Here is a 19,339-nt window from a genome sequence, read left to right on the forward strand (position 1 = left end):
TAAGGCTAGGCCTGATGAATGTGCACGTCGCGTTGCGGGTAGGGGAAGGAAATGCCTTCTTTATCGAACGTCTGCTTGATGGTCTTGGTCAGCCCGAACTTCACCGGCCAATAGTTCGACGTGTCGGCCCACACACGCACGATCAATTCCACGGCGTTGTCACCTAAGTTGCCCACTTCGACGAAGGTTTCGGGGTCCTTGTGGATGCGATCATCGGCAGCTGCGATGGCGCTGATCACCTCCATGGCTTTGTCGATATCGTCGTCATAGCCAATGCCGATGACCAAATCGACGCGGCGTTTCGCGTGGTGGGAATAGTTGTGAATGGCAGAGCCCCAAAGCTGGGAGTTCGGCACGATGATGTGGATGTTGTCACCTGTGGCCATCTCGGTGGTGAACAGGCCTGCGTTCTTCACCGTGCCCGTGAGCCCGCCGCCCTCAATAAAGTCGCCGACTTTGTAGGGACGAAACATCAACAGCATCACACCGGCAGCGACGTTGGACAAGGTGCCTTGCAGCGCCAAGCCAATGGCCAAGCCGGCGGCACCGATGACGGCGACGAAGCTGGTGGTCTCAACGCCAAAGCGTCCCAACACAGCCACCACGGTGAAGGCCAAGATGGCATAACGCACCATGGACGAGAAAAAGCCCGTCAGCATGTCGTCGATGGATTTGACTTTGTTCAAGGCTTTGGCTGTGGCCGATTTGCCCCAGCCGGCAGCCATCCAACCGAAAATTAAAATGGCGATGGCGCCTAAGACATCGAGACCATAGGTGGTCACGACGGCGACCACTTGATCGATGATTTCTTGAACGTTTTGAGAAATTTCTTGAGTTTGATCTTCCATAGGGAGTTCCTTAATCTTTAAGGCAATTCACGAACGACACGGAAACCGATGCCGTAGCTTTTGACTTTTGCGTGGTTTTTGGCGCGCCAGCTCGAGCGTAAATTTTTTGAGAAATAATACCAAGACCCGCTGCGCATGACGCGTTGGCGGCAATCGCCGTCCAACCACGCGGACCCGTCTTGGGGCGCGCCGTCGTAGGTCTTGTTCCAACAATCCTCGGTCCATTCCCAAACGTTGCCGTGCACGTTGTACAGACCCCAAGGATTGGGTTTGAAGCTGTCAACGGGGAGCGATTCATGACTGACTTTGATGTCGCAGTTTCGACAGTTGGCGGTTTTTTGGCCGATCTCGTCGCCCCACCAGTATTCGGTGTCCGTGCCCGCGCGGGCCGCGTATTCCCATTCGGCCTCGGTCGGCAGGCGGTACAATTGTCCTGTGGTGTCGGATAGCCAGGCCAAATACCTCTTCGCATCCCACCAAGTGATGTTGATGATGGGCCGCGCCCCTTCGCCCCATTTGTGGTCGTCGGGCATGTCTTCGCCGCAAAAGCCCGCATCGAAACACACCTGCCATTCGTCAAAGCTGACCTCATAAACCCCCATGGCGAACGACTTGGGAATGGTGACGGGGTGGGGCGGCTTTTCGTATTTGTGGCGACTGTCCGTGCCCATGACGAAATTGCCCGCCGGAATGGTGGCGAGCTCGGGACAGGTGTCGCAGTCCTTAAACGTGGACGCCGATTGGGCACACGCCGTGGTCGCCAGCGTAAGCGTAGCGAGTACAATGATCAGCGCGGGAAATTTCAAGTGCATATCCAAGAGTTTAAAGCCGCTTCGCTTTATTCGTCCATAGTCGAATTGGTTAAGGCGATTTGGGCATTGCGCTGCAGGGATTCAACCCCTGTGCGTTTGATGGGGCTGCCGGAAAAGACTTGGCGAAACGCGTCGTCGTTGAGCTTTAACAAATCGCTCAGACGCGGGGCTAGGGTTTCGGCGCGGGGCATGAAGTGGGGCTCGGAATGGGGATGGCTGTACTTGGTCCAGGGGCATGCCGTCAAACAGTCGTCGCAACCGTAAATGTGATTGCCCATGCGCTGGGCCAAGTCCGGTGCGATATCGCCCTGATGCTCAATGGTCAGATAGCTGATGCACTTATTGGCATCCATTTCATAGGGTGTGATAGCCCCCGTGGGGCACGCGTCCAGACATGCGGTGCAGGTGCCGCAGTGGTCGACCTCCGGCGTGTCGGGCGCGATCTCCAGGGACGTAAAGACTTCACCCAAAAACAGCCACGAGCCAAAGTCGCGGCTAACCACATTGGTGTGTTTGCCTTGCCAACCGATCCCGGCGAGTTGTGCCAATGGCTTTTCCATGACGGGTGCGGTGTCGACAAAGACTTTGATTTCGCAGCCTTGTTCCTCCACCAGCCAGCGGCCCAGCTGTTTTAAGCGCTTTTTCACCACATCGTGGTAGTCCTTGCCTTGGGCATAGACGCTGATGGCGCCGCGGTCTTTTTTGTCAAAAATGGCCGTGGGGTCGTACAGGGGGCCGTAATTGAGCCCCAGCACAATGACGGACTTGGCATCCGGCCACAAACCGTCGGGGCTGGCGCGCTGCTCTTGGCGGGTTTCCATCCAAGACATGCTTGCGTGACGGCCTTGGTCGACAAAGGCTTTGAGGTTTTTGCTGTGCTCAGCGTCCAAGCGTGCAGGCGCAAAACCGCAGGCATCGAAACCGATGTCTAAGGCCTTTTGGCGCACGCGTTCTTTGAGCTCATCTCGGCTCATCTCTTGTATCTCTCTTAAAACAAGGCTAAATCCTCTCTCTATAGAGCAAGTGGAGAAGCACGTGTCCAGTTCTGAGAGCAAAAAATGCGTGGTGTTGTTAAGCGGTGGGTTGGATTCCACCACCGTGGTGGCTTATGCCCAAGACGCAGGTTACGAAGTCCATGCGCTCAGCTTTCGCTACGGCCAACGCCACAGTTTTGAGCTGGATCGCGCCCAAGCCATCGCCACGTCTGCAGGCGTGGCCCAGCATGTGATCTTGGATTTGGACTTGTCCCAGTTTGGCGGTTCGGCGCTGACGTCGGATATTGAGGTCCCGAAAGACCGAAACGAAGCCGAGATGAGCGGAGATATTCCCGTCACCTACGTGCCCGCGCGCAACACGGTGTTTTTGTCCTGCGCGCTGGGCTGGGCGGAAACGCTGGGCACGGGTGACATCTTCATCGGTGTGAATGCGCTGGATTATTCCGGCTATCCCGATTGCCGCCCCGAATACATCGACGCCTTTCAAACCATGGCCAATTTGGCGACCAAGGGCGGGGTGGAAGGTACGGTTCCGGTGAGCATTCACACGCCGTTGCTCAAGCTCACCAAAGCGGAAATCATACAATTGGGTCAAAGCCTTGGCGTGGATTATGCCCAGACCATCAGCTGTTATGATCCCGACCTGCAGGGGCATGCGTGTGGGCATTGCGATGCGTGTCAATTACGTCTCAAAGGCTTTTCTGAGGCCGGTCTTCAAGATCCTGTGATCTACCAGAGCCCTTGATTTTCCTTGCGCCGAGCGGCTTGACGGGCTAAATCACCCCCCACATACCCAGGAAACAAAGCAGAAGATCAATAAGGTCCCGCTCTGATGAACATGTTTATGAAACTGCGCTTCACCGCGCTCTACATTTTGCTGATCGTCGCCGTGAACTACGGCTTCAGCGTCGTCCCCCCCATCGAATTGTTTGGCGGAGAGCTCTGGCCGCCCATGTCCTTGGTGGTGGGTTTTGTGTTCATCGTCCGCGATTTCGCCCAGCGCGAAATCGGGCACCGGGTCTTGTTCGCCATGGCCGTTGGTGTGGGGCTCAGCTACGTCATGGCAGACCCCTACGTGGCCATGTGGTCGGCCATCGCCTTTATGGTGAGCGAGCTGGCGGACTGGGCGGTTTATACCTGGACCAAGCGGCCCCTGTCGGAACGGGTGATCTATTCGTCCGTGATCAGCGCGCCGGTAGACAGCGCCGTGTTCTTGATCGGTTTGGGTTTTGCCACGCCCATCGGCATCGCGTTGATGTCGGCATCCAAACTGTTGGGTGCGATTGCCGTGTGGTGGCTGATGCGCCGCCGTGAACAGCAAGGCACACTGGCGGCGTAAATCAGCCTAGTCTTCGTCTTTCCAGACACCTTCCACAAAGTCGATTTCGTCTTCTTTGATGGTCCACGGTTCCGCACGCGCCGCGTCGGACCATTCAACCATGGCCGGAAGGGCCTGGACGGCGTCCATGTAGCGCGAACACATGCCGTTGAGCGTCACGCCATAGGTCGTAAAGCGGCTGACGATGGGCGCAAACATGGCGTCCGCGATGGTGAAGCTGCCGAACAAGAAATCTCCGTCTCGTCCAAACTGATCGCGCATGTCGGTCCAGATTTCTTCGATGCGGCGGATGTCGCGGTTGATCAGATCCGCATCCTTGCCTTCACCGCGCCCGCGACCGGGATAGCTTGCGCGAATATTCATGGGCATGTGGGAGCGCACTTGGGGAAATCCTGCATGCATTTCATTGGAAACGGCGCGTGCAGCCGCCCGGGCGTGTTTGTCTTCGGGCCACAGTTTGGCGTCCGGCCACGTTTCGGCAGCGTATTCCAAAATCGCCATGGTTTCCCAGATCACGATATTGTCGTGCTTCAAGACCGGGACGGTGCCGCTGGGCAATTTGGATTTGTGGTGGTCCCAATCGTTTTCGAACAAACGCACCAACGTTTCATCGAATGCGATGGCGCCGACCTTTAGTGCCAACCAGGGACGCAAAGACCACGATGAATAGTTTTTGTTGCCGATGATCAGCTCGGGTTTGGCCATTTTATCTCTCCTTTGTGCTGGGAGTTATTGTTCGTCTAAAACGGATCTATCGTCCAGAAAAACAATGTTTCGAGACATTTTGATGATCTTATTGAAACCCAACAAAAAACAACATTGATTGACTGTGAAAAAGTGTGCATCGTAGGTTATTGTTTAGGGGGACCGGGAAAAACGAAAAACTTATCCTGTGCGTTCATTTGAGCGCATAGTCCCTTATTATATAAAGGAAAATGTCGTGACTCCTGATCAGGCTGAGATCGTCCAAAAAACATTTACTGAACTGCCCGGCGGCGATGGTTCGCTGATTGATGCCGTTTTGGCCGAATTAAAAAGCTCTGATGCGGAAATTGCGGCCTTGATTGGCGGCAAAGAAGACACGTTGGCGGCTGCGCTGTCGCAAAGCGTTTGGCCGTTGGTCGAACAGCTTCACGTGCCGGACACCATCGCCGATCAGGTTGCGCGTTTGGGCGAGCGTCTGGACGACAACGGTGTGAAGGATCATCACTACACCCAGTTTCGAACCGCGCTGATGAACGCCTTGACGTCTGTTATGGGCTCAATGTCGTTGGAAACCAGCGATGCGTGGCAAGCGTGCTGGATGATGCTGTCCGGCATCATGCGTGAAGCCGCCATGAGCCGTGAGCCTGCAGGTACAACGTCGTCATTTGCCGTGGCGGAATCTGAAGAAGATTACGCGGCTGCCTTGGCCGCCCATACTTCTGTTGCCCATACCTCTGTTGTCTCGGCATCAATGGACAGTGGGTCTATCGAAGACGATCCCTCCAACAACGAAGCCATCGGTGAACAAGCCAATAAGCTCACCACCGAAGTCGGCCTGATTACCGATGTTGCCAACCAAATTTCCGGCGTTGCCAAACAAACCAACTTACTGGCCTTGAACGCGCGCATCGAAGCGGCGCGGACCGGCAAAGCGGGTGCAGGTTTTGCCGTGGTGGCCAACGATGTGAAAGATTTGGCGGCACGTTCCAGCAAAGCGACGGATGGGGTTTACGAAGCCGTCAAACGCATGTCGGGCCTGATCAATGAGCTGATCGCCACCATCAAAGACAGCACCGGCAGCACCGCCATCGGCGATCAGATCATCGCCTTGGTGCAAGAGATTGAAACGGCGGGCGACATTTCGCGCTCCATCAGTGAAATCGCGTCGGAAACCAACTTGTTGGCCCTCAACGCCACCATCGAAGCCAACGCGGCAGGCGAACGCGGTAAGGGCTTTGCGGTGATTGCGGGTGAAGTCAAAGAGCTCGCCAAAGAAACCGCCAACGCCACCCAAGAAATCAACACTATCGTGCAGAACTTAAACGACATGGCGTTGGGTTTGGCGGAGATGACGGCTTAACAGATTTAGCCCCGCCCGCGATACGTCGGCACACCTTGGTCCGGCACCCAGACACCGTTCGGCGCTTCGCCCGTTTGCCAGAATACATCGATGGGGATGCCGCCGCGCGGATACCAGTAGCCGCCGATGCGCAGCCACTTCGGTTTGGCTGCGTCGACGATCTTTTTGGCGATGGAGATGGTGCAGTCTTCGTGGAACGAGCCGTGATTGCGAAAGCTGGTGAGATAAAGCTTAAACGATTTGCTTTCCACCAAACGCTCATCCGGCACGTAGTCGATCACCAAGTGGGCAAAGTCCGGCTGGCCCGTGACGGGGCAGAGCGACGTGAATTCCGGTGCCGTAAAGCGCGCCACGTAGTCCGTACCCGCTTGCGGATTGGGTACGGTTTCCAACACCGCGTCTTGCGGCGAAGTGGGGGCTTCGACTTGGGTGCCCAGTTGGGTGAGGCTTTCGCCCATTCCTTTACCAGTCATGTCACTCATGTTTCGTGCCTTTAGATCGGATCAATGTCGCCCAGTTCGCGTGTCGCTTGGAACTCGGCTTGGAAGTCTGCAAAGCGGCCTTCGGCGATGGCCGCGCGAACGCCCTGCATCAATTGCTGATAATAGTGCAAGTTGTGCCAAGTCAAAAGCATGGCGCCCAAAATCTCGTCCGCTTTGTTCAAGTGATGCAAATACGCGCGGCTGTGGTTTTGGCATGCGGGACACGTGCAGCTTTCATCTAAGGGGCGGGTGTCTTCTTTGTGGCGTGCGTTGCGGATGTTGATAGGCCCCCGCGGGGTCCAGGCCTGGGCGGTGCGGCCCGAGCGGGTCGGCAAAACACAGTCGAACATATCAATGCCGCGCGCCACCGCGCCGACGATGTCTTCGGGCTTGCCGACACCCATCAAGTAGCGCGGTTTGTCGGTGGGCAAGTGTGGCGTGGTGACGTCTAAGGATGCGAACATGCGCTCGCGCCCTTCACCGACGGCGAGCCCACCCACGGCGTAACCATCGAACCCGATGTCAATGAGTGCCTTCGCAGACTGTTCGCGTAAATCTTCGTGCACACCGCCTTGGCAAATGCCGAACAGGCCATAGCCCGGGTGTTCGACAAAGGCGTCTTTGGACCGCTGTGCCCAGCGCATGCTGAGTTCGGTGGCGCGCGCGACTTCGTCTTTTTCGCACGGGAACGGTGGGCACTCGTCGAAGCACATGGTGATGTCGGCGTCCAACAGGTGTTGGATTTCGATGGAACGTTCGGGCGTCAGCGTGTGATAGCTGCCGTCGATATGGCTGCGGAACGTCACGCCGTCTTCCGTGAGCTTACGCAAATCCGTCAAGCTCATCACCTGATAGCCGCCGCTGTCAGTCAAAATCGGCAAATCCCAATTCATGAATTCGTGCAGCCCGCCCAGTTTTGCGATGCGCTCGGCGCCAGGGCGCAGCATCAAGTGGTAGGTGTTGCCGAGAATGATTTCCGCACCCGTCTCCTTAACGCTTTCGGGCCGCATGGCCTTGACGGTCGCTGCTGTACCAACGGGCATGAAGGCCGGTGTGTTGATGTCGCCGTGGGCGGTTGAGACTTTGCCCAAGCGCGCGTTGCCATCTGTGGCAGATAGAGTGAAGCCGAACGCGGTCATGCCATGTCCTCCCCAACGCTTAGCAGGCAGGCATCGCCGTAGCTGTAAAAGCGATAGCGATAACGGATGGCGTGGCGGTAGGCCCATTTCATGCGTTTCATGCCCGCGACGGCGGCCACCAGCATGAACAAGGTCGATTTGGGCAAGTGAAAATTGGTCATCAGCTTATCAACGATTTTAAAGCGATAGCCGGGCGTGATGAAGATATCGGTCTCGTCGCTGAAAGGGTGCAGTTGGCCGTCGTCGTCCGCCGCACTTTCCAACACGCGCAAAGACGTGGTGCCGATGGCGACCACCTGCCCGCCGTTTTGGCGCGCCTGATTGACCGCGTCGGCGGTGGCTGGGCTGACCTCGCCATATTCGCTGTGCATTTTGTGATCTTCGGTGTCTTCGACTTTGACCGGCAAAAACGTGCCTGCGCCCACATGCAAGGTGACGTTGGCCGTGAGCACGCCGCGCTCTTTCAGCTTGTTCATCATATTGTCCGTGAAGTGCAAACCCGCCGTGGGGGCGGCGACCGCGCCCGGTTCTTTGGCGAACAAGGTTTGGTAGTCGTCTAAATCATCCGCTTCACCGCCTTTGGGGCGTTTGATGTAGGGCGGAAGCGGCATATAGCCGACCGTTTCCAGGGCCGCCATCAGCTGATCGCCGGTTTGGTTGAAGACCAGCTGAACCTCGCCGCCATCGATTTTGTCGGCGACGCGGGCCTCTAGCCCTTGGCCGAAATCGATGATGTCTTCGGGCTTGAGCTTCTTGGCCGGGCGGGCGAAGGCCCACCATGTGTCTAAGCTTTCGCGTTTGTGTAGGGTGACTTCAATGCCGGCTTCTCCGCGCCTGCCGTTCATGCGTGCCGGGATGACGCGGGTGTCGTTAAACACGACGATGTCGCCCGGCTCCAAGAAATCCGCCAAGTTCGCCACCGTGTCGTCGCGCATGACGTCGTCTTCGACCACCAGCATTTTCGCCCGGTCCTTGGGCTGGACGGGGTGCTGCGCAATGCGCTCAGGCGGTAGGTCAAAATCGAACGCGTCGACCTTCACGGGCGGGCTCCTTTTCCTTGGATTTCAAGCGTTTTGGCATCAAAACGGGGCGGAGGGTAGGAAAATAACACCGATTTGGCAAACCCCTTGTATGCCGATGCACGTTTAATTTGTCATTTTTTTATGCAAGCCCTTGGGATTTGGCGATTTTCGGCGTAAATTAAGCACTTGTGTTTTTGGGGGCCGGCTAAACGCAATCCGGCAGAAGTACAGGTGTGTGAGAAATACGCACCAAAAGCTAGGTTATCGGGGACCATGGCTCAGAGCGAAGAAGTCACATACGAGGTCTTGCTGTTTTCCAACGGACGTTGGGAGGCGCAAAGCGTTTATGAATCTAACGAACAACACCTTGCCGTGTCCGACGCCAAATCCTTGGCGAAGGTGTCTACCGTGCAAGGTGTGAAAGTCGTCAAAGAATTCTACGACGCCAAGGCGGGTGCCAGCCGTTCTCTCACCGTTTTTGAACACAAACCGGGGCAAGGCAGCGTGTCGCGCGGACCTGGCGCTCAGCAATCCCTACGCTCCAGCAGACCAAGCCAAGAGGCTCCCCAAGAGGTTCAAGACGAGGAAAAGCCCAAGGGCAATTCAATCTTCTTGGTGATTGTAAAGATTCTGTTGTCGTTGTGTTTTGCCCTGATGGCGGCCATCGGCATGACGCGTTTGGCATCCATGGTGCTGAAGGGCGTTCACAAATTCGGTCCTCTGTCGCATGCAGACTTGCTGAACGTTATCTTTGTTGTGGTGTTTGTGATTATCGCGCTGGCGATGGTGACGCGAATTTTGGTCAATGTGAAAAAGCTGGGCGGGATTATTCCCCTGGGGAGTGGCGCAAAACCGCAGCAGCCCAAATACGTTCGCAATCCGCGCTTAACGCCAGAGAAAAAGAAACGGTCCAAAGCCGAAGACAAAAAACTCGAAGAGCTGGAAAAGGCTGCCGAGGACGCGCGCGAAGCTGAGGCCGAACAGAAACAAAGCGAAGACGAAAAGAAAAAGGCCGAGGAAGACGCCAAGCGCGCCGAAGAGGACGCGAAGAAAAAAGCCGAGCAAGAAGCCCAGGACAAAGCCGAAGCTGATGCCCTAACCGAAATCATCACCATGAAGGCGTTCACCGACGATGCGTTCGACGTGTTGGATACGTCTAAGGAGAAGCAAGACGCGCACACGGTCTTTGGATTGGTTTTGTTCTTGGTCGGTGCCGTTCAAGCAATGAGTTCGCAGCGCAATTTGTCCGAAAGCGTCAGCAAAACCGTCATGCACAAAGCGCTTGCCAGTGCAGGGCTGACCAAGGACCGGATCGAGCACTTCATCAGTTCCATTGATGACTATCTCATTGCCAATCCCAGCTATTCGCAAATGTTCCAGGCCGGGCGCGGCGCCATGGGTGTGTATTTAGAGGACGAAACAGGCCCGCGTTTGGCTTTGTCCGACGCCATGGAGGCGTGGAAAAAACCCGGCTCTGCCAGCAAGGCTGCCAACCAGTCCGTTACGGTTTTGTTCACCGACATTGCGGGTTCGACGGCCATGACACAAAAGTTGGGCGATGCGGGCGCGCAGGATGTGGTGCGGATTCACAACCAAATCGTGCGCGACGCGATCAAGACGTTTTCCGGGCGTGAAATCAAGCACACGGGCGATGGTATCATGGCGTCGTTCCCGTCCGCCGTCCAAGGTGTTGAAGCGTCCATGGACATGCAGAAGTACACCAAAAAGCACAACGCAAGCGAACGGGGTAAGGAACGCCCCTTAGGTCTGAAGATTGGGCTGAACGCAGGTGAGCCGATATCCGAAGAAGACGATTTGTACGGCACCACCGTGCAGTTGGCGGCACGTATTGTGGACAAAGCGCAAGCGGGGGAAATTTTGGTGTCGAGCTCCGTGCATGGCCTCAGCCAAGGCAAGAACTTGAAGTTCGATCGCGGACCCGACTGCGACATGAAGGGTTTTGATGAACCCATCTCCACGTATTTTGCCCAGTGGGACGGGTATGTGCCGCGCAAAGAAGAGCCAAAGGCCGAACCTCAAGCTGAGCCCCCAAAAGCAGCCGATGAAAAACCCGCCGCAGTTCAAAAGCCTGAGCCAGCCCCAGCTCAACCGGTGGCGACGCCTACAACAGCGGCCCCGACATCAGCACCTAAACCTGCTGCGGCGGCTCAGCCCAAAGCCGCTGCCAAGCCTGCCGTCGCACCAAGGCCTGCGCCCACCCAGCCGAAACCGGCCCCCACAGCCACACCAACCGCCACACCGACACCCGCAGCGAAAAAGCCAGCACCCCGTCCGGCCCAATCCGCTACGCCCCAAACACCTGGTACACCGCCTATAAAAAAATAAAGCAGTACAGCGCGAACGGACATTGTTTGAACACATTTGAGACTGTATAATTTTACAAACAAAAGCCGTACAAAAAATGTGGAGATTAACCCATGGATCAGACGGCCCAGACCGCCCCAAAAAAGGCCGCCCCCAAAAAAATCACCGTAGACGGCAACGAAGCGGTGGCATCCGTCGCGCATCGCATGAACGAGGTCATTGCGATCTACCCCATTACGCCGTCGTCACCCATGGGGGAGCTGTCAGACGCGCGTTCAGCCGATGGACAAAAGAACATCTGGGGGGACGTCCCCCAAGTGATCGAAATGCAGTCCGAGGCCGGAGCCGCAGGCACAGTCCACGGTGCGCTGCAGTCGGGTGCGGTGACGACCACGTTTACGTCGTCGCAGGGTTTGTTGTTGATGATCCCAAATCTCTACAAAATTGCCGGCGAGCTCTTGCCGTTTTGCATGCACGTGGCGGCGCGCACGGTGGCGACACATGCGCTGTCGATCTTTGGCGATCATTCGGACGTGATGGCGTGTCGTCAAACGGGCTTGGCGATGTTGTCCAGCGCCACGGTGCAAGAAGCCCACGACTTCGCGTGCATTGCTCAGGCGGCGACGTTTAAAACGCGCGTGCCGTTCATGCACTTCATGGACGGATTTCGCACCTCGCACGAGGTCTCCAAGATCGACTATCTGGAAGACTGCGTGTTGAAGGCCATGATGGATGAAGAGGCGCTTCACAAACACCGCGACCATGGCATGAGCCCCGACCATCCGGTGGTGCGCGGCACCAGCCAAAATCCAGACACGTTCTTCCAGATGCAAGAAGCGCGAAACCTCTATCACGACGCCGTGCCCGATGCCGTGCAGGACAGATTTGATGATTTCGCCAAGCTGACGGGGCGTCAATATCAGCTGTTTGAATACCACGGTGCACCGGATGCGGAACGCTTGGTGGTGATTATGGGCTCCAGCGGTGAAACTGTGCGGGAAGTGGTGGACGTGTTGAACACCGACGCACAAAAGCTGGGCGTGCTGCAAGTTCGCCTGTTCCGTCCGTTTTCGTGGGAAAAATTTGTCGACGCCATTCCGCAGTCTGTGAAGTCCATTGCCGTTTTGGACCGCACCAAAGAAAACGGGGCGCTGGGTGAGCCGCTGTATATGGACGTTGTCGGCGCGCTCAACAGGGCTGGGCGCAGCATCAAGGTGATCGGCGGGCGCTATGGTTTGTCGTCCAAAGAATTTACCGCGTCCATGGCCAGTGCGGTTTACGACGAGCTGGCCAAAGACGCCCCCAAGCCGACATTTACCATCGGCATCATCGACGATGTCTCACAACTGTCGTTGGACTGGGACGAATGCGGCAACTGTTATGAGCCGGGCACCATGCATCGCGCTATGTTTTTCGGCCTGGGTTCTGACGGCACGGTGGGGGCTAACAAAAATGCCATCAAGATCATTGCCGACAACACCGATAACTATGTCCAAGGCTACTTCGTTTATGATTCCAAAAAGGCCGGCGCCGTTACCGTGTCGCACTTACGGTTTGCCGCCGAACCAATCCGGTCGAGCTATCTGATTCACGAAGCCGAGTTTCTGGCGTGTCACCAATTCCATTTCTTAGACAGCCTCGACGTGCTGAGCCACGCAACGCCGGGCGGTACATTTTTGCTAAACGCGCCGTACGGAAAGGACTACGTTTGGGACAAGCTACCCCGTTCGGTTCAGCAACAGATCGTGGACAAACATCTGAAATTCTACGTCATTGATGCGCGCAAAATTGCCCAAGACGCAGGCATGGGCAAACGCATCAACACGGTGATGATGGTGTGCTTCTTCCAACTGTCGGATTTCTTGGATCATGACGTGTCCATGGGTTACATCAAAGCGGCCATTGAAAAGACATATGGGGGGAAGGGTGAAGACGTTGTGAAGCAAAACTTCGCTGTCGTGGATTCCACCCTCGCGCAGCTGGAACAGGTCGAGGTGCCCAAGACCGTCACGTCCGAATTCGATATTCCCCCGGTGGTCTCCCCCGATGCACCCGACTTTGTTCAGGGCGTGACAGCCACCATGTTGGCAGGCAAGGGTGACCTGTTGCCGGTCAGTGCCTTTCCCATTGATGGCACCTGGCCGACCAACACCGCCAAATGGGAAAAGCGTAACTTGGCGTCGGAAATTCCCACCTGGATTGAAGAGCTCTGCATTCAATGCAACAAGTGCGCGCTGGTTTGTCCGCACGCCGCCATTCGCGTAAAGGCCTTTGGCGAAGACGCTTTGGCCAGCGCACCGCCTACGTTCAAATCCATGGACTACAAGGGTAAGGAGTTTGGTGCGGGGGCGAAGTATTCCGTCCAGGTCGCGCCGGAAGATTGCACCGGTTGCAAGCTCTGCGTCATGGTCTGCCCGGGCAAAGATAAAAAAGATCCGGACCGCTTGTCTTTGGTTATGGCATCCCAAGCGCCCTTGCGGGCGTTGGAGCGTAAAAACTTCGCTTTCTTCGATGCCATTACCGAGGCCGATCGAACGGCGCTGCGCCCCAATGTGAAGATGAGCCAATTGGCCGAACCGTTGTTTGAATTTTCCGGGGCGTGTTCGGGCTGTGGCGAGACGCCGTACATTAAGCTGATGAGCCAGCTGTATGGGGACCGCGCGGTGATCGCCAACGCCACGGGCTGTTCGTCCATTTATGGCGGTAACTTGCCGACCACGCCGTACAGCTGCAACGCCGACGGGCGCGGCCCGGCGTGGGCGAATTCCTTGTTCGAAGACAATGCTGAATTTGGTTTGGGATTGCGCTTAGGGCTCGACAAACACCACGCCATCGCTAAGGACCTATTGGCGGGGATGCGCTCTGAATTTGCCAACAACGACTTGGTTGACGCCGTCTTGGCGGCGGATCAAAGCACGGAGGCGGGCATCAACGAACAACGCGACCGCGTGGAAACCCTGCGTGCGCGTTTGGCCGATATGGATGGGGAAGGGGCGCGCAAGCTCGCCAACATTCTGGATCACTTGGTGAAGAAAAGCCTGTGGATCATCGGTGGAGACGGCTGGGCCTATGACATCGGTTATGGCGGCTTGGATCACGTCATCGCGTCGGGGGCCAACGTCAACATTTTGGTGCTGGACACCGAAGTCTATTCCAATACCGGCGGCCAACAATCCAAAGCGACGCCTTTGGGGGCAACGGCGAAGTTCGCCAGTGCCGGCAAAGCCTTGCCCAAGAAAGATCTGGGCCTGATGGCGATCAGCTACGGTCACGTTTATGTGGCCTCGGTGGCGCTTGGGGCGAAGGACGCACAAACCGTCAAAGCGTTCCAAGAAGCCGAACAGTTTGACGGGCCCTCGTTGATCATCGCCAATTCACCCTGCGGTGAGCATGGTTATGACTTGGCGTATAGCTTGGAACACCAAACCTTGGCGGTGGAAACGGGGTATTGGCCGCTGTATCGGTTTGACCCGCGCTTAATCGATCAGGGCAAAGCTGCACTGCAGTTGGACAGTAAGGCCGCAACCAGGCCGATCTCGGACTTGTTGGATAAAGAAAATCGCTTCCGCCAAGTGGCGCGCAAAGACCCGGAACGGGCCGCCAAATTAGTGGCACAGCTGGAAAGCGAGTTGAGCCACAGACGTAAAGTGTTTGAAGCCCTGGCCAGCGTGCGCTTGGAAGAGCCGGAAGGTGAAGATGCCTCAGCCGCTGAATAACTTAGGTGTGATTGCGCCCGGCGCGGTCCAACAGCGTTTTGCACAACAGCTGGAAAAACGGCTCTTGCAGGGCGAGCTTGTTTTGGGTCTCGGGGCTGTCGATCAGGACTTGTAAAATCCGGCTGCTGCGATCGGCTTCGCTGTCGTCGATAAATGTACCTTCGGTGACGTCGCGGATGTAGTCCACCAAAAATTCGATGATGGTGCGCATTTCCATATCGACACTGTCCATCATGTGTTGCATGGCTTGGCGTGATAGGCCGACACAGACGGTTTCTTCCAACGCCGTCGCGGTGGCAATGCGCCCCATGTCGGAGATCACGGCCAGCTCACCGATAATCTCACCTGGGCCGAATGTGCCCAAGTCGGAACTGGAAGCTTGGCTGATTTTCACACTGCCGGACTTGATGATGTAGGCTTCGTTGCCACGCCCGCCCTCTTCAAACAAGGTTTGTCCTTTCTCGAATAAAACAAAGCGGCACAGGTGGTCTAAGGGGGACTTGTTTGCATTGCGCGAACCGGGCGGTGCTTGAACTTCGTCCATGCCGTAATCTAACCCACGATCTTTCATCATTCGTCCTCCACCTCTATGACCTGAAAGGTAGTTTAAGGGTGTTCGCGAAAAAGTCCAAGCGCTTCAAATCTTTGACACTATTTCACGGAAAAAGACGGCACGTCGGTTTTGTTTTTGACGTAAGTGCCTGTGGTCGACAAGCTCAGTTTGATCTTTGATTTGATGTTTTGCGCTCGGTTGTTCACGTCTTTGAACTTGTCGTTCCCCGTCGCTTGGGCAAATGCGGCTTGTTTGGTGAACGCATTGATTTCATCTGTGGTGCCTTCTTGGAAGAACTGCACTGCGTGCCCTTCCATTTCGTGAACCAGTTGAGCCGCAACATCGTAGTCGCTGAACAGGTCGTCAACCAACAACAGTGTCGAAGACACCAAAACCACAAAGTGTCGTTCTTTGAGGCGCGGGACAAACGCTGCGTAAGCCAAAGCGCCCTGGGTCGGGCATATGTTGTCGATGATCATATACCCCCGCGCAGCCCGCATGGTTCTCTGAATTTTGGCAAAGCTTTTTGGCAGATGGGTTTCAACCAGATCAATCGCGCGTTTCAGGCGCTGGATGTACAGCGCATTGTTATTTTTTTTCGTGACGACAGGGATCGAAAAATAGGGGCTTCCGACAATGGGAATGCCTTTGTAGTTCACCACAGGAACGTCATTTATGGGCAGCAATTTGTGCTTGTTGAGTTTTTGTTCTTGGCAGCCGTTAAAGAAATTAACCCCGTGGGACTTGAGCTTCACGTCTTCCAGATAAAGATCACGCACCGACACTTGATCGAGAAAAGCGCGCTCCCCCTGGGCGACTTGAGAGAGTTTGGATTGCAGAAGTTTGATTTGGTCGGCTGCACCAGCTTGGCCGACGTGCAAGAGGCAGACAGAGACGGCAAATACCAAACCAAAAGAGAGCTTATCCAATGACAAATATTTCAGCATGTGTTTCTCAAGGTGGTGTTGAACAACTAGAGTTATACAGCCATTTGTTGGCGCGGACACGCATAAACTCGCCAGGATCCACGGTTTGGTGTAAAGCCACACAGGGGATGAACTGACGGTGTGCTAAGTGGAAGTGTATATGGGGTCGCGTTCACAAGAAATCGATGATTTTGAGCTCAAAACGGGTATCACGCCGGCTACATCAAGCGTTTGGGCCGGGTTTAGCTGTTTTCGGGCATGGCTCCGGATACATGCCGTGCGTCTTGCGCGTCGAGCGGCTTTCGTGCCACGGCATTGATGCCGGATGCGACGATCGTTAAGGGGCGTTTGGTGAGTTTTGTGGGCAAGACCCAATTGACCAAGCGCACCAGTGGGCTCATCACCGGCACGGGGAACTGGACGAAGTGCCCAACGATGTAGTCGAAGCTCAAAATTTTGTGCCCAGCGGTGATGCGGATATCTTCAAAACCAGTTGTGCGCAGCAGTTGGCTGAGCGTTTTGCGGTTGAAGTAGAACAGGTGTTCGAGCTTAAACTCAATCCAATAGCGCCCCATCAGACGGGCCGTAAAACTGTCGAGACTGGGGGCCGCCATGAAGATGATGCCGCCAGGTTTCACCAAGGTCTGCACATGCGCCAAAAACGCCTTGGGATCGCGCACATGTTCGATCACATCGGCCAAGACGACAATGTCATAGCCGCCCTGGGGCAAGTTCATGTCTTCGAGCAAACCCGCCTGAGCACACGGTTTGCCTAACGCGTCATTGGCATGTTGGACCGCGCTTTGGGAAACGTCGATGCCTTGCACATCAAATCCGGCTTGATCGGCGACGTACAAGAAATTGCCAAGCCCGCAGCCGATTTCCAACAGCTTAGGATGTTTTTTTTCGGTGCTATCCGTGTTCAGAAATTCAGCAATTGTGTCTAACTGCAGTCGCGCGGTGCCGCGTTTGAGCGCATTGCCCTGGGCGCGGAGCCGTTCATTGTTGGAGCCGATGAAGTAGGTGGAATCATAAATGCCTTCCAGCGTGGCATCGTCCGGCTGGGGGTTGAGCATGCCCAGCCCACACGACGGGCAGCGTTCAACCCGGCTGTGGGGTGTCTTGAACCAGAACGTGAGTTCGTCGCTGTGGCAAAGCGGGCAGGTGGAAATGTGCACGAACGAGGATTTCCTTTATGACGTGATCCGTATACATATACGACTCCACTTTTCCGGGGAACCCCTGAGATGGCGACGCGCGCGCACAAGATAGCCCAACACATTGACACGTGGGCGAAACAACATCCGCAAGGTGCTTTGACGGGCACACTCGTGGGCAGCGCCCTTGTGCTCTTGTGCACCGTTATGGCTGTGTTGGCATTGTTCAGTGGCCCCATTGGCGTAGACATCTTGGACCGCTTCCCCGGCACGACCCTTTCGCGCTTAGCCGTGTTGCAAGGGGCGGCCAGCCTCGGGGTTTTGAGTTTTGCCGCGCTGGCAGTCTTTGTCGTGAACTGGGGCGAAGCACCCAAGGTCCTGAAAGTCCTATATCTCAGCCGTTGGGCAGAGAGAATTGCGCACCGCCTGGCACGCGGGTTTTCAGAAGGTTCAACCGCAGCTTTTTGGGGGGCCATTGGGCTGGTCGCTGTTTGGGTCAATGTCGAGATGCTGGTGCGCTTGCCCATCGTCGCGTGTTTAGAACCCGACACAGTTGGCTATCTGCAGCCCAGCGCGATCCGGTCTTCGGGCTACATGTTCTTTTTGGACGCCATTGTCACGCTGACGGGGGATATGAAGTGGATTTATCCGGTTCAGTTGAACCTGATGCTGTTGAGTTTTGCCACCCTTGGGTTGAGCGTGCGCCGGGTTGTCGGAAGCTTTGGGGCGGGCTTGATCGTCGCGTTGATACCGATGGTGAGCTCCGGTTTGTTGATCTTGGCGCCGGCCGTGATGAGTGAAGCGCTGTTCGCGGCACTGATCTGTTTCCACCTTGCGGGCGTTTTATGGGCGCTGCGCAGCCCTTCGTGGATTGTACTGTTGGGCGTTGGCCTCACATTGGGTTTGATGATTGTTGTTCGCCCCAACGGCATTTCGTTTATGGTCACAGGCCTGATGCTGATGTGGATGCTGCGCCATGTCTGGCGGCGGGTCGTTTTGGCGCTGGCCCTTCCGTTGATTGTCATTATTGGAGCCCAAGGGCTTTACCACCATTATAATTATGCCTTCTTCGGTTTGCACAAGTTTGGGGCCATTTCCCTGTCAGGCAATTTCGCACCTTTGATCCGAGCGGATATGGGCAGTGCCAATCCGGAACTGGCTGCACAGTTGGAACAAAAGCTGGCGCATTACAGCCGCGACTTCCCCCCGTTTTCTGAGCGTGGGTACCCCTTCGAAATGGCCAAGGTTGCGGAGCTGACTACGGTTGGGGCGATTTACCGGATCATCTTGCCGTCTGTGCGCACACATCTGGATCTGGCAGAGCCCAAAGCGGTGGCGTTCGAATACGATCCCCGCATATCGCAAATCACCGGCGATTTGGCGAAAAGTGCGGTTCTGAACGATCCCTTGGGCGCGGTCCAAATTGTATCGAGCAATTTCATCAGCGCTTGGAACAAGAGCCTCCCGATCCGGGTGCCCATGGCCCAGTATTTCTCTCGATGCGCCACCATGAACACGGATGTTTATGCGCAACACGCGGAACTGATCTCCGGAGCAGGTGGGGGCGGCACTTTGATTGAGGCGGATACGCTTTTAGCTCTCAGCACGACCGGTCAAGAAGGTTTGCGCTTGATCGAATGGCCGCGCCTCGTGTTGGGGGCCTTCCAAAAGGGGCTGGCCTATCTCGCGCTGATGGTATCGATTTGGTTTTGTTGGCAGATTTTGCGGTTTCGGGGCTGGGGACAAGGCGATGTTCTTGCGGGGGCGGTGCTCAGCATCAGCGTGCTGGCTGGCTACGGTTTGATCAGCCTCGGCAATACGGCTTTCACCCGTTATACGGTGGTGTTTGACCCTGTCTTGATCGCGCTGCTTGTCGTGTTTGCTGTAAACAGTTTTAAATCATTGTATTTATTGAATAAAAATAACTCTGCGTGTTGAGGCTTGCGCAACGAATCCGTTC

At 55.9% G+C, this 19,339-nt stretch carries 16 protein-coding genes; 6 read left to right on the forward strand and 10 right to left on the reverse strand.

The window, feature by feature from the left end; all coding sequences use genetic code 11:
• Positions 1–5 precede the first annotated feature (5 nt).
• Genes V5T82_RS08575 through queG form a run of 3 tightly spaced genes read right to left on the reverse strand, consistent with a single transcriptional unit; the run spans position 6 to position 2,634 of the window.
• Entirely contained in the window at positions 6–848 is an 843-nt protein-coding gene (locus tag V5T82_RS08575; RefSeq protein WP_332895209.1) for a mechanosensitive ion channel family protein, read from the reverse strand.
• Positions 849–865: 17 nt separating this feature from the next.
• Positions 866–1,654: a formylglycine-generating enzyme family protein gene (locus V5T82_RS08580; RefSeq protein ID WP_332895210.1), complete on the reverse strand. Its 789-nt coding sequence runs from the start codon at positions 1,652–1,654 to the stop codon at positions 866–868.
• A 32-nt stretch (positions 1,655–1,686) separates the two neighbouring features.
• Complete coding sequence (gene queG / locus V5T82_RS08585) at positions 1,687–2,634, reverse strand: tRNA epoxyqueuosine(34) reductase QueG (RefSeq protein ID WP_332895211.1); 948 nt, start codon at positions 2,632–2,634, stop codon at positions 1,687–1,689.
• Here queG and queC point away from each other — a divergent pair.
• Positions 2,585–3,400, forward strand: coding sequence for a 7-cyano-7-deazaguanine synthase QueC (gene queC, locus V5T82_RS08590; protein WP_332895212.1), 816 nt, complete (start codon positions 2,585–2,587; stop codon positions 3,398–3,400). The genes queG and queC overlap by 50 nt on opposite strands.
• A gap of 87 nt (positions 3,401–3,487) precedes the next feature.
• On the forward strand, positions 3,488–3,994 hold the full coding sequence (locus V5T82_RS08595) for a preQ0 transporter (protein ID WP_332895213.1): 507 nt from the start codon (positions 3,488–3,490) through the stop codon (positions 3,992–3,994).
• Positions 3,995–4,000: 6 nt separating this feature from the next.
• On the opposite strand, the gene V5T82_RS08600 is transcribed toward V5T82_RS08595, so the two are convergent.
• Positions 4,001–4,699, reverse strand: a complete 699-nt coding sequence (locus tag V5T82_RS08600) for a glutathione S-transferase family protein (RefSeq protein WP_332895214.1) — start codon at positions 4,697–4,699, stop codon at positions 4,001–4,003.
• Positions 4,700–4,934: 235 nt separating this feature from the next.
• On the opposite strand from V5T82_RS08600, the gene V5T82_RS08605 reads away from it, so the two are divergent.
• Positions 4,935–6,059 (forward strand): methyl-accepting chemotaxis protein, encoded by a 1,125-nt coding sequence (locus V5T82_RS08605; RefSeq protein WP_332895215.1) that lies wholly within the window; start codon positions 4,935–4,937, stop codon positions 6,057–6,059.
• 5 nt (positions 6,060–6,064) lie between these two features.
• Here V5T82_RS08605 and queF read toward each other — a convergent pair whose 3' ends face one another.
• From queF to queA, 3 genes are read right to left on the reverse strand one after another with little or no spacing between them, the layout of a single operon-like run.
• Positions 6,065–6,517, reverse strand: a complete 453-nt coding sequence (gene queF, locus V5T82_RS08610; protein WP_442917521.1) for a preQ(1) synthase — start codon at positions 6,515–6,517, stop codon at positions 6,065–6,067.
• Positions 6,518–6,552: 35 nt separating this feature from the next.
• Positions 6,553–7,680, reverse strand: coding sequence for a tRNA guanosine(34) transglycosylase Tgt (gene tgt / locus V5T82_RS08615; RefSeq protein WP_332895216.1), 1,128 nt, complete (start codon positions 7,678–7,680; stop codon positions 6,553–6,555).
• A complete protein-coding gene (gene queA, locus V5T82_RS08620) occupies positions 7,677–8,720 on the reverse strand; it encodes a tRNA preQ1(34) S-adenosylmethionine ribosyltransferase-isomerase QueA (protein ID WP_332895217.1) in 1,044 nt (347 codons plus the stop codon). The genes tgt and queA overlap by 4 nt, the downstream gene beginning before the upstream one ends.
• 255 nt (positions 8,721–8,975) lie before the next feature.
• On the opposite strand from queA, the gene V5T82_RS08625 reads away from it, so the two are divergent.
• A complete protein-coding gene (locus V5T82_RS08625; RefSeq protein ID WP_332895218.1) occupies positions 8,976–11,048 on the forward strand; it encodes an adenylate/guanylate cyclase domain-containing protein in 2,073 nt (690 codons plus the stop codon).
• A 92-nt stretch (positions 11,049–11,140) separates the two neighbouring features.
• Complete coding sequence (gene nifJ, locus V5T82_RS08630; protein WP_332895219.1) at positions 11,141–14,743, forward strand: pyruvate:ferredoxin (flavodoxin) oxidoreductase; 3,603 nt, start codon at positions 11,141–11,143, stop codon at positions 14,741–14,743.
• A gap of 1 nt (position 14,744) precedes the next feature.
• On the opposite strand, the gene V5T82_RS08635 is transcribed toward nifJ, so the two are convergent.
• The 3 genes from V5T82_RS08635 to V5T82_RS08645 all read right to left on the reverse strand — a co-directional run bounded on the left by V5T82_RS08635 (position 14,745) and on the right by V5T82_RS08645 (position 17,400).
• The gene (locus tag V5T82_RS08635) at positions 14,745–15,317 is read right to left on the reverse strand and encodes a cyclic nucleotide-binding domain-containing protein (RefSeq protein WP_332895220.1); all 573 of its coding nucleotides are present in this window, start codon (positions 15,315–15,317) and stop codon (positions 14,745–14,747) included.
• A gap of 77 nt (positions 15,318–15,394) precedes the next feature.
• Positions 15,395–16,243, reverse strand: a complete 849-nt coding sequence (locus V5T82_RS08640; protein WP_332895221.1) for a hypothetical protein — start codon at positions 16,241–16,243, stop codon at positions 15,395–15,397.
• Between the two features lie 221 nt (positions 16,244–16,464).
• Complete coding sequence (locus tag V5T82_RS08645) at positions 16,465–17,400, reverse strand: class I SAM-dependent methyltransferase (protein ID WP_332895222.1); 936 nt, start codon at positions 17,398–17,400, stop codon at positions 16,465–16,467.
• A 69-nt stretch (positions 17,401–17,469) separates the two neighbouring features.
• Between V5T82_RS08645 and V5T82_RS08650 the strand changes: the two genes are divergently transcribed.
• Entirely contained in the window at positions 17,470–19,317 is a 1,848-nt protein-coding gene (locus tag V5T82_RS08650; RefSeq protein ID WP_332895223.1) for a hypothetical protein, read from the forward strand.
• Positions 19,318–19,339: the final 22 nt, after the last annotated feature.

It is taken from the genome of Magnetovibrio sp. PR-2 (assembly GCF_036689815.1).
GTDB lineage: Bacteria > Pseudomonadota > Alphaproteobacteria > Rhodospirillales > Magnetovibrionaceae > Magnetovibrio.